This is a genomic window from Mesorhizobium ciceri biovar biserrulae WSM1271 (genome assembly GCF_000185905.1).
In the GTDB taxonomy this organism is placed as follows: Bacteria; Pseudomonadota; Alphaproteobacteria; order Rhizobiales; family Rhizobiaceae; genus Mesorhizobium; species Mesorhizobium ciceri.
Genome location: NC_014923.1, coordinates 3,127,618 through 3,140,550, shown reverse-complemented (window position 1 = coordinate 3,140,550; position 12,933 = coordinate 3,127,618). Strand labels below are relative to the sequence as shown.

Annotated in this window: 12 protein-coding genes and 1 pseudogene; 2 read left to right on the top strand and 11 right to left on the bottom strand. The window is 63.4% G+C overall.

The window, feature by feature from the left end; genetic code table 11:
- The first annotated feature begins 71 nt into the window (after positions 1 to 71).
- Both MESCI_RS15230 and MESCI_RS15225 read left to right on the top strand, forming a co-directional pair.
- Positions 72 to 1,072, top strand: a pseudogene (locus MESCI_RS15230) (ornithine cyclodeaminase family protein).
- On the top strand, positions 1,069 to 2,550 hold the full coding sequence (locus MESCI_RS15225) for an HAL/PAL/TAL family ammonia-lyase (RefSeq protein ID WP_013530835.1): 1,482 nt from the start codon (positions 1,069 to 1,071) through the stop codon (positions 2,548 to 2,550). The pseudogene MESCI_RS15230 and the gene MESCI_RS15225 overlap by 4 nt, the downstream one beginning before the upstream one ends.
- Positions 2,551 to 2,559: 9 nt before the next feature.
- On the opposite strand, the gene purU is transcribed toward MESCI_RS15225, so the two are convergent.
- From purU to MESCI_RS15170, 11 genes are all read right to left on the bottom strand, one after another.
- Positions 2,560 to 3,441 carry a formyltetrahydrofolate deformylase gene (gene purU, locus MESCI_RS15220; RefSeq protein ID WP_013530834.1) on the bottom strand — a complete coding sequence of 294 codons (882 nt, stop codon included), beginning with the start codon at positions 3,439 to 3,441 and terminating at the stop codon, positions 2,560 to 2,562.
- Positions 3,438 to 4,238, bottom strand: coding sequence for a 3-methyl-2-oxobutanoate hydroxymethyltransferase (locus MESCI_RS15215; RefSeq protein ID WP_013530833.1), 801 nt, complete (start codon positions 4,236 to 4,238; stop codon positions 3,438 to 3,440). The genes purU and MESCI_RS15215 overlap by 4 nt, the downstream gene beginning before the upstream one ends.
- A gap of 34 nt (positions 4,239 to 4,272) precedes the next feature.
- On the bottom strand, positions 4,273 to 4,587 hold the full coding sequence (locus tag MESCI_RS15210; RefSeq protein ID WP_013530832.1) for a MocE family 2Fe-2S type ferredoxin: 315 nt from the start codon (positions 4,585 to 4,587) through the stop codon (positions 4,273 to 4,275).
- An 11-nt stretch (positions 4,588 to 4,598) separates the two neighbouring features.
- Positions 4,599 to 5,720 carry a fatty acid desaturase family protein gene (locus MESCI_RS15205; RefSeq protein WP_013530831.1) on the bottom strand — a complete coding sequence of 374 codons (1,122 nt, stop codon included), beginning with the start codon at positions 5,718 to 5,720 and terminating at the stop codon, positions 4,599 to 4,601.
- A gap of 10 nt (positions 5,721 to 5,730) precedes the next feature.
- Complete coding sequence (locus MESCI_RS15200) at positions 5,731 to 6,912, bottom strand: aldose 1-epimerase family protein (RefSeq protein WP_013530830.1); 1,182 nt, start codon at positions 6,910 to 6,912, stop codon at positions 5,731 to 5,733.
- A 16-nt stretch (positions 6,913 to 6,928) separates the two neighbouring features.
- Positions 6,929 to 7,711, bottom strand: a complete 783-nt coding sequence (locus MESCI_RS15195; RefSeq protein ID WP_024501560.1) for an ATP-binding cassette domain-containing protein — start codon at positions 7,709 to 7,711, stop codon at positions 6,929 to 6,931.
- The gene (locus MESCI_RS15190) at positions 7,708 to 8,727 is read right to left on the bottom strand and encodes an ABC transporter permease (RefSeq protein WP_164919915.1); all 1,020 of its coding nucleotides are present in this window, start codon (positions 8,725 to 8,727) and stop codon (positions 7,708 to 7,710) included. The genes MESCI_RS15195 and MESCI_RS15190 overlap by 4 nt, the downstream gene beginning before the upstream one ends.
- A 43-nt stretch (positions 8,728 to 8,770) precedes the next feature.
- Entirely contained in the window at positions 8,771 to 9,715 is a 945-nt protein-coding gene (locus MESCI_RS15185) for a sugar ABC transporter substrate-binding protein (protein WP_013530827.1), read from the bottom strand.
- A gap of 64 nt (positions 9,716 to 9,779) precedes the next feature.
- Positions 9,780 to 10,694: a sugar phosphate isomerase/epimerase family protein gene (locus MESCI_RS15180; protein WP_013530826.1), complete on the bottom strand. Its 915-nt coding sequence runs from the start codon at positions 10,692 to 10,694 to the stop codon at positions 9,780 to 9,782.
- A 55-nt stretch (positions 10,695 to 10,749) separates the two neighbouring features.
- On the bottom strand, positions 10,750 to 11,835 hold the full coding sequence (locus tag MESCI_RS15175) for a Gfo/Idh/MocA family protein (RefSeq protein ID WP_013530825.1): 1,086 nt from the start codon (positions 11,833 to 11,835) through the stop codon (positions 10,750 to 10,752).
- A gap of 35 nt (positions 11,836 to 11,870) precedes the next feature.
- Positions 11,871 to 12,932: an ABC transporter ATP-binding protein gene (locus tag MESCI_RS15170; RefSeq protein ID WP_013530824.1), complete on the bottom strand. Its 1,062-nt coding sequence runs from the start codon at positions 12,930 to 12,932 to the stop codon at positions 11,871 to 11,873.
- Position 12,933 lies beyond the last annotated feature (1 nt).

The window sequence follows — 12,933 nt, the reverse complement described above, 5'->3', positions numbered from 1 at the left end:
AACAAACTTTCGTGTGCCGCCATGGCCTGCTATGGAATGGATGGGGCCGTCGAGGAGAGTATACGCGTAACATGAAGCCCATCTACATCGACTACCTCAATGCCCTCGATATCGATGCCCTTGCCATGACCGATGGCGAAATCATCGCCGCCGTCGAGGCTGGCCTGGTGGCGCAAGGCAAGGGCCAGACGGTGATCGAACCGCGCGTCCATCTCGAGCCGGACCCGTCCTTCCACGGCCATTTCAACGTGTTGCGCGGCTACGTCGCGCCGCTCGACACGGCCGGCGTCAAGATCGTCGGCGACTATGTCGACAATTACCTGCATGGCCTGCCTTCCGAATTCGGCATCCTCAACCTGTTCGACCCGCGCACCGGCGCGCCGCGGGCCATCCTCGACGCCACCGTCATCACGACATGCGAACCGGCGCCGTCACCGCCATCGGCGCCAGGCATCTGGCGCGCAGGAATTCCAAGGTGCTGGCCCATATCGGCGCGCGCGGCACCGCCTACTGGAATGTGCGCCTGCTCGACCATCTCTTCGATTTCGACGAGATTCGCGTCCATTCGCGCCGCCCGGAAAGCCGCGACGGTTTTGCCGCCGAACTCTCCGCCGATCTCGGCAAGACGGTCACAGCGGTGGCCGACTGGAAAAGCTGCATCGAGGGCGCCGACATCGTCGTCGAGGCCTCGCGGCTGCCGGAGCCGCAGCCGTTGCTGAAGACCGAATGGATCAAGCCCGGCGCGCTGGTCGTGCCCTATGGCACGATGAGCGCGGTGGAACTGTCGTTGACCGACATAATGCAGAAAATGGTCGTCGACGATTGGGGCCAGTGCAAGGGCGGCAAGTTCGGCTCGCTACGCGCCCATGTCGAGACCGGGCGGCTGAGCGAGAAGACGCTGCATGCCGAGCTCGGCCAGATCGCCGCCGGCCTGAAAGTTGGGCGCGAAAGCGACGACGAAACGATCCTGTTCTGGCATCGTGGCCTGTCGCTGTCTGATATCGCGTTGGGCAAGGCGATGCTGGCCAAGGCGCAGGCGCAAGGCATCGGTCAGAGGCTGCGCTTCGCATGAGCGCGCTCGTCCTCACCGGAACCGGCGTCGGCGTCGGCGATGTCGCTGCAGTCGCCCGCGATGGGCGCAAGGTGGAGATCGGACCCGATGTCATCGGCAGGCTTGAGAAGGCACGAAGAGTGCTCGACCAGGCTGCAGCGTCCGGCCAGCAGATCTATGGCCTGAACACCGGGCTCGGCGCCAATCTCGGCACTGCTGTAGAGGGCGATGCCGGAGCCTTCCAGCGCCAGTTGCTGGAGGGACGCAGCGGCGCCGTCGGCGAAGGATTGCCGGTCGATGCGGTGCGGGCAAGCATGGCCGCGCGTGCAGCGATGCTGTCGGTTGGCGGATCCGGCCTTTCGCCTTCCGTCTTCGTTGCTTTGGTCGACGCGCTCAATGCCGGCGTCCATCCCGTCATGCCGTCGCTCGGCTCGATCGGCGCCGGCGACCTGGTGCTGATGACGGCACTCGCCCGCATGCTCACCGGCGAAGGCGAAGCCGACTATCAGGGCCGTCGCATACCGGCGGCCAAGGCGCTGATGATGGCGCGCCTCGCCCCGATCAGCCTGGCGCCCAAGGACGGGCTATCGCTGATCAACGCATCGGCGGTTTCCGCCGGCAGCGGCGCACTTGCGGTGACGGATGCCCTCACTGCCCTGGCCCAGCAACAGCATGCCGGGGCTCTGACCATAGAAGGTTTTGGTGCCAACCGCACCATCCTCGACCCGCGCCTGCATATGGCGCGCCCGGCAGCCGGCCAGCAGGAAGCAGCCAAGGTGCTGCACAATCTGCTCGTCCGAGACGACGCGCCGGCACCGACCACCTTGCAGGACCCGCTGTCGATCCGCTGCATGTCGTCGGTCCATGGCGCACTGATCGAGGCGATCGGCCAGGCGAGACAGGCTGTCGAGATCGAGCTCAACGCCGCCGCCGACAACCCGCTGGTGCTGGGCGATGATGAACTGGTACTGTCGACCGGCAATTTCCACACCGCCGCACTGGCGCTCGCCTTTGAGACGCTCGGCCTGGCGATCGCCCAATGTGCCGCGGCCGGTGCCGCGCGCTTCATCCAGCTCACCGGTTCGGGCCGCAATGGCCTACCGAAATATCTGTCGCCGGTCGGCGGCGCCTCCGCCGGCTTCGTACCGCTACAGAAGACAGTGACCTCGATCCTGGCCGCCATCCGCCATAAGGCCAATCCGGTGATGCTCGACTTTCTGGCCGTGTCGGAGGGCGTCGAGGATCACGCCACGCAGACACCTCTGGCGGTTGCGAAATGCACAGGGATGATCGCGCTGTGGCGGCGGCTGATCGCCTTCGAATTGATGGCCGCCGCGCAGGCCATCGACCTGCGTGACGGCTTCACACTGGCGCCGCGCACGGCCGCACTTCACGCGGCGATACGCTCGCTCGTCCCCATGCTGAAAGAGGACCGGCCGCTCGGCATCGACGCCGAAGCGCTCTACGCCGCGCTCGCCGGCGGAAATTGGCCGGCCTGACGCGGCTTCTCAGAAGACGACGGTCTTGTGGCCGTTGAGCATGACGCGGGCTTCGAGATGCAGCTTGACGGCGCGCGCCAGTACCCGGCTTTCGATGTCGCGCCCGACAGCGACGAAATCCTCGGCGCTCATCGCATGGGTGACGCGTTCGGTCTCCTGATCGATGATCGGGCCCTCGTCGAGGTCGGAAGTGACGTAATGCGCCGTCGCACCGATCAGCTTGACGCCGCGGTCGAAAGCCTGGTGGTACGGCTTGGCGCCCTTGAAGCTCGGCAGGAACGAATGGTGGATGTTGATCGCCCGTCCGAACAGCCGGTCCGACAGACCTTTTGAAAAGACCTGCATGTAGCGCGCCAGGATGACCAGTTCGGCCCCTGTCCGCTGCACAAGGTCCAGCAGCTTCTGTTCCTGTTCGGCCTTGTTCTCCTTGGTGGTCGGCCAATGGTGGTAGGGAATGCCCTCCAGCTCGGCGAAGCGGCGGGCATCCTCGTGGTTGGAGACGACGGCTGCAACCTCCGCGTTCAGCCAGCCGACCCTGATCTGGTACAGCAGATGGAGAAGCGCGTGGTCGAACTTGGAGACCATGACGATGATCTTCGGGCGGCGTCCCTGATCGACCAGCGCGGTCTTCATGCCGAAGCGGTCGACGCTCGATTCCAGGGCCCGCGCCAGACTGTCCCCGGTCGAGCCTGGCGGGCTGATGAAGGCGATCCGCATGAAAAAGCGATTGGTCTGCCGGTCCCAGAACTGGCTGCTTTCGGCGATGTTGGCGCCGTTCGCGGCAAGCTCCGCCGTGACGGCGGCGACGATCCCCGGCCGATCCTCGCAGGAAAGCGTGAGAATATGAACCGGCGCGGCCTCGTCCGTCGCATCATTGCCTTGAGATTTCACGCCCCGTCGACCCTCTTCATGAACAGGCTGAGTTCAGCCGGATCCATATGCACCACATGCTTGTCTTCGGGATAGGCGAGACTGTTCACGTCGGCAACATATTCCGAAAACGCGGCGATGCGCTCGGCCTGCAAACGATCATATTCGGCGGCGAAATTGCGATAGACCTTGGAATGACGGGGCATGTGGCCACGGTTCTGGCCGAGAATGTCGTCGGCGAACAGATATTGCGCATCGCAACCGGTACCCGCTCCCATCGACAGCATGATCAGCGACGTCCGCTCCGAGATCGCCTTGGCCACCTCGACCGGCACCACCTCGATCTCGGCGCCGATGGCGCCTGCGGCCTCCAGCTGCTTCACCGCCGCGAAGACCTCCATGGCGGTGTCGGCGGTCTTGCCGACCGCCTTGAAGCCGCCAGTCCAGGTCGCGCGGGAAGGAATGAGGCCAACATGGCCGATCACCGGGATATTGTCATCGGCCATCCGCTTGATCGTGGCGTAGCCGGCGCTGCAATAGACCGCGTCGGCGCCGGCCTTGTAGAGCCGGAAGGCCCAGCGCACGAAATCGTCCGCCGTGCCGATCTCGTAGAAATTGTCGCCCGGCATGGTGAACAGGCTGGGCGCCGCGTCGCGGTACTCAGGGTTGAGCACCAATTCGGGCGGCACCGAGACGATGTCGACCCCTGCGCGCTCCGCGGCCTCGGCCTCGTCCATCGTCAGCACACGCAGCATGGTCAGCTGTCGCTTGCCCTTCATGGCGCGCAAATCCGCCACCGTCGGTCTTTTTCGGCTCATCAAAAGGGTTCCCTCAGTTGCATTCGGCGGCAGGTCAGCCGATCTGGATCATCACTTTGCCAGCCTCGACCTTCACTGGATAGGTGGCGAGATTGACGCATACCGGTGCGCCTCGAGCCACGCCCGTCTTGTAGTTGAAGCGGCCATTGTGCTTGGGGCATTCGATGATGTCGTCCATCACCAGCCCATCGGCCAGATGCGCCTTCTCATGCGTGCAGTATCCGTCGGTTGCGAAGTACTCGTCATCGGGACTGCGATAGATGGCGAAGGTACGGCCGCCATGATCGAAGCGGATGACATCCTCTTCCTCGACATCGTCGACGCCACACGCTTCAACCCAGTCGGCCATCTGCTTCTCCCCTATTCCGCCGCCGCCGGAACGGTCAGTGCATGGAATTCGTCCCGGTACGGCCGCGCCGTCGGCGGCAATTCACGTTTGAGGAAATAATCCTCGTACTGAAGCTGCTTCAGCAGCACCGGCCAGACCTCGCGATAGGCATGCCACATCGAAGGGTTCGGCTCGGGCAGATCGTGCTTGATCAATTCGTGCAGCCTCGGCAGCGCGTGATAGGGCACCATCGGGAACATGTGATGTTCGACATGATAGTTCATGTTCCAATAGATGAAGCGGCTGATCGGGTTCATGTAGACGGTGCGCGTGTTCAGCCGGTGGTCGGTGACATTGTCGGCCAGGCCGATATGCTGCAGCAGGCCGGTCAGCACCATGTGCCAACTGCCGTAGAGGCGCGGCAGGCCGATCAGCACCAGCGGCAGGAACGACCACAGATAAAGCGCCAGCCCGATCGCCGCGACATAGATGGCGACATGCCAGCGCGCGGCTGTGACCACTTTGTGAAGCTCCATCTCGGGAATAAAGCTTTTCTCGTCCGGCGAGATGCTGCCGAACGCATTGCGCACCAGCGTCGGCAGCGAATAGCGGAAATCGAGAACACCGGTAAAGGCGAGTGCGGCGCGCAGCAGGTCCGGCGGACGCATCACCGCGATCTCGGCGTCGCGGCCGACGATGATCGTGTCGGTGTGGTGGCGGGCATGGCTCCAGCGCCAGGTCACCGGATTGCGCATCAGCATGAAGCTGGCGATCTGGTAGACGGCATCGTTCATCCAGCGTGTGCGGAAGGCGGTGCCGTGGCCGCACTCGTGCCAGCGCGAGTCGCTGGACGAGCCGTAGAGCACGCCATAGACGAGCAGGAACGGCACCACCCACCACGTGCCCCAGAACCAGGCGATCCCGGCGGCGGAACCCAATATGGCAACGATCCAGATGATCGTGTCGCGGATCGCCGGGCCGTCCGAGCGCTGCATCAGCTCTTTCATCGCCTTGCGCGGCACATCGGTGTGATACCACTCGGCCGAGGCCAGCCCGGTCTCGATCGCGATGCGCGTGCTTTCCCCGACCAGGCTGTAGTCGCGCTTTTTCTCCATCACATCGACCTCCGATTTCCGGCCCGCCAGCCGGAGCATTCGTTTCGCCTCATGCCCTGTCCGCCAATCCCGGAAAATTACCCGACGGCACAGGATAATCCTGTTGCGGCTGCCTGGCGATCGACGCGATCTTTGCTTCGGCCTCGGCGATCGCGCCGGCGCCGTCGAGCACCCGGAACACTGCGTCGTAAGAACGGCTTTCACTATGCTCCAGCCAGATCATCTCGCCCCGCTCGCGCGCCGCGAGATTGCCGAGCACATGATGCGTCGAGGGTTCGATGCCCAGCGCATACTGCCCCGCCTGAAAATTCTGCCATTGATAGGCGCAAGGCAGCTGGTCCTTGCGCGTCACCACTTCGAAGCCGAGCCCGAGCTGATCGTTGACCACTGCCACCGGCACCTCGCCATTGGCGTCCGCCGCCATCTCGTGCTGCCAGACCTGCTCGCTGAAACCCGATTGCGGCGCCGGCATCGTGCGGTAACCCACCTTCTGCGCCTGGTAGCGCTCGCCGGCATGGCCAGCCCAGACGACGTCGCGGATCGGCGCCAGATAGCGCGAACCCTCGTCGAGCAAGGGATGGCTGACATTGACGTGGTAAAAATACATGTGCGGCGTGCGGTTGAAACCGTGGTTGACGACGCGATCCGACAGCCGGATCTCGTTGCCGCCGACATCGGCCTCGATACGCCGGATCAGATGCAGATCCTCGCCGAACACTGCCGATTGCTGCACGGTGCCTTCGGCCCACAGCACGCAGCGGTCGCCGTCCCAGGTCTCGCCATAACCGGTCAGCCGCGCCGGAATGGTGCCGACGCGGCCATGCAGCGAATGGATCACGGTCTTCCTGCCCGGGTAGTTGTAGCTATCGGCCGGCACTTCTTCCCGGCCCAATATGTGGTCGAGGCCGCAGGTGACAAGCAGCCCTGAAAACGAACGCGCCCAGGCGAGCCCCCCTTCCCCCTCATAATCGTGCAGGCCGGGGTGGCGAAAACCGCTCGGCGAATGCCAGCCGATCGCCTGGCCCTTGAAGTCGCAGTCAGCGATGTCGAGCGCCCGGTCGACCAGTGCCGTGAAGCGCAGGCCCGAGCCGGTGCGGAACTCCAGCATGCGGATGCCGCGTTCCACGCCGTCGCCAAGCGTCATCAGCCGCACGCCGGCAAATTGCGACAGCATGCCCGAACGTTCCGACACCTGCCGGCGCGAAAGCGTCTTGCCGTAGAGTTCTACCATGTGACGGCCAACTTCTTCACTTCGCTCTCGTCTCTTTCAGCAGCGCCGACATATCGGCGCCGGTGATGATGCTTTCCACGGTCAGGAGATCGGTATCGGCAACCGTCTGCTCGGCGACGATCTCGCCGCGGCGCATGACGATGATGCGGTCGGCGACCTGGAACACGTGATGGATGTTGTGGGTGATCAAGAGCACCGAATGACCGGCGTCACGCACCTCCTTGACGAAGCGCAGCACGCCATGGGTTTCCTCGACACCGAGATTGTTGGTCGGTTCGTCGAGGATGATGACCTTGGCGGCGAACTGCATGGCGCGAGAAATCGCGATCGACTGCCGCTCGCCACCCGATAGCGTCGAGACCAGCGCATCGGCGTCGAGTTTTTTCGAGATGCCGACGCGCTTCAACAGCGCCGACGCCGCGTCTCGCAATTTGGCGAAATCGAGCGGCGCGAACACGCCCAGCCATTTCAGCTTGACCGGCTCGCGCCCAAGGAAAAGATTGCGCGCGATGCTGAGATCCGGCGCAAGAGATGTATCCTGGTGGATGGTCTCGATGCCGAGGTCCATCGCGTCGCGTGTCGAACGGATCGAAACCTTTTCACCGCGCACATAGATGTCGCCACGGTCGATCGGAAACACACCGGAAATCGCCTTGATCAGCGTCGATTTGCCGGCGCCGTTGTCGCCGAGCAGGGCCACCACCTCGCCTTCCTTGAGGGCAAAGGACGCATTCTTCAGTGCGCGGACGCTGCCGAAGGATTTTTGCAGATTTTGCAGCCGGAGAACTTCCATCGTCAGCCCCTTGCGGCGTTCTTCTGCAGCAAAGCGTGCAGGATGAGCATGGCGAGGATGATCAGGCCGACGAAGATGTTGTAGGCGAGGCCCGGCACGCCGATCAGCACAATGCCGTTGCGGATCGCGCGCAGCATCAGCGCACCGACGATGGTGCCGAGGATCGTGCCGCGTCCGCCGGTCAGCGCCGTCCCGCCGACCACCACCATGGCGATCACTTCGAGCTCGTAGCCGGTGCCGGCCACCGGTGAAGCGGCCGAAATGCGGAAGGCGCTGATCATGCCGGCCAGCCCCGCCAGAACCGAAGTCAGGATGAACAGCCACACCTTGACGGCGTCCGCCGGCACGCCACGCGCCACCGCCGCGTTGCGGTTCGAGCCGATGGCGCTGATCCAGTTGCCGAGCTTGGCATAGCGCAGCACGTAGATTGCCAGCAGCGAGAGACCGATGAACCACCACAGCGAGGTGTAGAACCGGAACGAGCCGACATTGAAGCTGCCGGCCAGCAGCGTCACGAAAAAACCCGGCTGGTCCCAGGATTTCAGCGGAAAGCCCTGTGTGATGTAGAGCGCTGCCCCACGCACCACGAGCAGCATCGACAGCGTGACCAGGAAGGACGAAATGCCGATCTTGGTGACGATCAGCCCGTTGATGGCGCCGATGGCGATGCACAGCAGAAGCCCGGCCAGAAGGGCGGCACCTATATCCACGCCGCCGTTCTGCACCAGGAGCATGACGACGACCGGGGCCAGCCCGAACACGGCGCCGACCGACAGGTCGAACTCGCCCGCCGTCAACAGCAGCGTCATACCGAGCGCGATGATGCCGAGCTCGGGCAGGAACGCCATCATGTTGGAGATGTTGAGCGGCGACAGGAAATTGGCATCGGCAATGGCGAACACCGCGAGCAGGACAGTGAGGATGACGAGCGAGGAGAATTGCGGCGAGCGCATAAGGCCCGGTCTGCGTTTCCCGACAGGCATTTCGTCTTCTGCGGCGATCATCATGACTGCTTCAACCATGCTTTGAAGAGACGCCCGCGGCTTGCGCCGCGGGCACCGGTTTTCACTTCGTGTCGTAGAGTTTCAGGATCGGTTCGACGCTTGAGGCGTCGTAGAGGCTGAACGTATGGATGTCGTAGCCGATCGGCTCACCCGAAGCGGCGAGCCCGAGCAGCGCCACCGGCATGAAGCCCTGCGCAGACGGGAACTGCCAGGCGGCCGCGTTGACGAAACCGGATTTGACGGCTTCCGCGGTTTCCTTGGAATTGCCCCAGCCGACGACCGGGATCTTGCCGGCCGGCACGCCGGCGCCGTCGAACACCCGCTTGACGCTGGCCGCGACGGAATCGCCAAGCGCGATGATCGCCGGCGGATTGTTGGCCACCATATAGTCGGTCATCTTGGCAATGATGCCGGCCGGGTCGGTGCCGCAATCGACCACATCATATTTGATTCCCAACGGATCGAAGACACTGGCGATGCCTTCGGTCTCCAGCTGCTGATAGCTGGCGCCCGGCACTTCCACCGGCAGGAACACCTTGTCGCCTTGCTTCACCATCTTGTGGTCGACAAGATACTTGGCCCAGGTGACCCCCGCCTCCTTGAGATCGGCGCCGACATAGGCCTGCCGTCCGGTCGCCGGATCGTCGGTGTTGAAGAACACGATCGGGATGCCGGCTGCCTTGGCCGCCTTCACCTCTTCCGTCCACAAGCCCGGCTGGGCCGAGGTGGTGGCGATGCCGTCGGGCTTGGCCGCAAGCGCGGAATTGAAGGCCTCCTTCTGCGCCGCCATGTCGCCGCCGCTGAATGAGATCTTGCAGGTCACCTTGAGCTGGTCGCAGGCTTTGGTCGCGCCGGCATTCCAGTCCAGCCAGAACGCATCCGACGGACCGCCATGCGACAGCAAGTAGAACGTCTTCTGGCCATCCTGCGCCATTGCCGGCGCGCGCAACGAGACGCCGGCGAGCAGCGTTACGGCAGCCGCCAGTTTCAATGCGAATTTCAACATTTTTTCTCCTCCCTTACTTTGGAACCGAACCGCGCCGCCGCGAACCAGCGGCGCGAGAAGGCCGTCACAGACCGTTGGCGCGGAACTTCCCGTCGAGGAATTTCTTGGCCCTCGGCACGTCGTCTTCCGAGAGATGCTCGATGATCACCGGGATGTTCGGATGCTTTTCCGCCAGCCGCTGGAGATAGAGGTCGTAGTTCAGCGAACCGAGGCCCGGCGCCGGCAGCTCGATCTCACCGACGCCACGGAATGTATGGCTCTCCAGCGCGTCCTCGTCGCCGATATCGGCGTGCTTCTCGGACTTGTCGCCGCCCGAACGCTTGACGTCCTTGGCGTGAGCTATTCTGATCTTGTCGGTCAGCGTGTCGAACACCTGGTTCAGGATCTGGTCCATCCTGTCGATGTTATGCGTCTCGAAATAATTGGTCGGGTCCATCAGCAGACCGAGGCCGGGGTGATCGACCTGCGCGAACATCTTGACCGTCTCCTCGACCGAGCCGACGACGTTGTTGACATAGGTTTCGAGCAGGAAGACCGCGCCGTGGTCATAGGCCGTCTGGGCAAGGTCGGCGACCACTTTGCGGCATTCCTCGAACCCTTCCTCGGTCTTGTTCTTGGGGTGATGCACCCAGTCGGATTCGGTGTTGTAGGTGCCGGTTTCCGAGATCACATACGGGCTGCCGAAATGGCGGGCGTTGCGGATGATCTCTTTGAGGTAGCCGACGCGCTTGTCGCGCTCGGCCTTGTCCGGGTGGATAATATTTGTGTAGCCGGAAATGCAGCACACCGGCAGGTGATGATCGCGGAAGACGTCGCGCACCTTCTTGGCCTTATCCTTGGTGATCTGCCCCGCCGACAGGTCGACGTCCTTGAAGTGGAGGTCGAGTTGCACCGTGTTGAAATCGAGCCCGCGGATTTTCTTCGCCGTCTCTTCGAGGCCGTACGGGAAATAGCCCGTGAAAATACCTGCCTGCATCATGGTGTGAATTCCTCCCTGTAAGCGATTCAGTTGTTTGGTGTTTCAGCTGCGGTGATCAGGTAGCGATTTCGGAAAGCTTGACCGTGCGGGCCTCGTCGATCGAGCGGTAGCCCGCCTCGACCAGCGCCATGGTCTTGACGTTGTCGGCGACCGACAGCGCCGGCGGCGTGCCGGTCTTCACCGCGTGCTGGAGCTGCTCCATCACACCGATAAAGGCATGCGGGAACCACATCGTGTCCCAGCTCGGGCTGACCCATTCGCCCCGGGTCGTCTCGGTCGAGGCGTAAGTCAGCGTCGAGGCAGCGCCCGTCGGCCAGCCGATGGTGCCCTTCGCGACCCCCTTGCTGCCGTCGACGCGCCAGTTGATGTGCTGGTCGTCCTTGTAGCCATCCTGGCGCGGACCGGACCAGACATCCTCCAGCGACACGGCAAGCACGCCGGACGGAAAGCGCAGCGTCGACACGGTGATGCCGTCGGAGTGGTCGAATTTCGTGCGCGGGTCTTTGCGTGTCAGCGTGGTGATTTCGTCGGGATCGCCGAACAGGAAGCGCAGCACGTCGAGATGATGCACGCTCATATTGGCGAGCGTCAGCCGGTCATAATCCTCGAGGAAGCTCTGCCAATGCGGGATGGCGTGCATGTCGATCTGCGCGAAGACGATGTCGCCCAGCGCGCCGCTGTCGATGATCTGCTTCAAGACGCGCATCGATTGGTCGTAGCGCATGTTCTGATTGACCGAGAGGATCTTGCCGGCCTTGGCCGCCTCATCGCGCAGCTTGACCGCTTCCTCGACTGACAGCGCCAGCGGCTTCTGCGCCAGGATCGCCTTGATATGCTTCTGCCTCAGCGCGTGACGGATCAGCGCCGGCTGCAGGTCGGGCGGGAAAGCAAGGTCGATGATCTCGACATTTTCGTCCTCGATCAGTTTTTCCGGTGTGTCGTGGACGGTCGGAATGCCCCAGCGCGTCGCCACCTTATCGGCGCTGGCCCTGGTGCGCGAGGCGATTGCCACCACCGGGAACCCGGCTTCCTTGTAGGCGGCGAGATGGCACTCGGCCATGATCATGCCTGCGCCGACACAGCCGATCTTGTATTCCTTCGTGCGGACCTTCACGTCCGGCTCGAAGCCTTTGCTTGCCATCTCTTCCTCCCGAAACTCTTTCCTTGCGGCGGCCGTCATCGTGCCAACGCCCCGCCGCTCTGTTCGAAATAATGCACTCTGGCCGGCTCGCAGGATATCGCCACCATGGCATCCGGCCGGATGTCGGGCTGGCCGCGCAGTAATGCCTTCAACCGCGCCTGCCCGGCAGCGAGCGTCACCACGGTGTAGCCGCCAAGCGGCTCGACCTCGAACACTCGCGCCGGGCGGCCCGGGCCCCCATCCGCCCACGGTCTGACCTTGATGTCCTCCGGCCTCAGCCCGATCTCCACGGCGTCGGCGGGCGCTGTCTTGTCGTCGATGCGGATCGTGCCTTCAGCCGCTTCGACACCGCCATCGCCGCGCGCCGATCTGAGGATGTTCATCATCGGCGAGCCAAGCAGCCTTGCTACATAGGTGCTGGCCGGGCGGTCGTAAATTTCTGCCGGCGTACCGATCTGCCTGATCTTGCCGTCCTCCAGGATGGCGATGCGATCGGCGACCGACATCGCTTCTTCCTGGTCATGCGTGACGTAGATCAGCGTCTTGCCGAGTTCGCGCTGGATGCGCTTCAGCTCGACGCGCGTTTCTTCGCGCAGCCTGGCGTCGAGCGCCGAGATCGGATCGTCCATCAGATAGGCATTGGGATCGCGCACCAGAGCCCGGGCGATCGCCACGCGCTGCCGCTCCCCGCCCGAAAGCTGTCCCGGCGGCTTGTGCAGGATATGGCCGATATGCAGCTTCGCCGCGACGTCGGTGACCCGCCGCTTGATCTCGGCCTCGGCGACCCGGCGTTCGACCAGGGGAAAGCGGACATTTTCGAGCGCGCTCATATGCGGAAACAGCGCCAGGTTCTGGAACACCATAGCCACGTTGCGCTCGGCCGGCGACATCGCGTTGACCGGCCTGCCTCCGATCAGGATTTCGCCGGTGTCAGGTGTCTCCAACCCGAGCACCAGGCGCAGGATGGTCGACTTGCCCGACAGCGGCGGACCGAAGAAGCAGAAGAACTCATTGTCGTTGACGGTGAACGAGGCGTCGTCGACGGCGAGTGTATTGCCGTAGCGTTTGGTCACATTACGGAAGACGATATCGGCCATC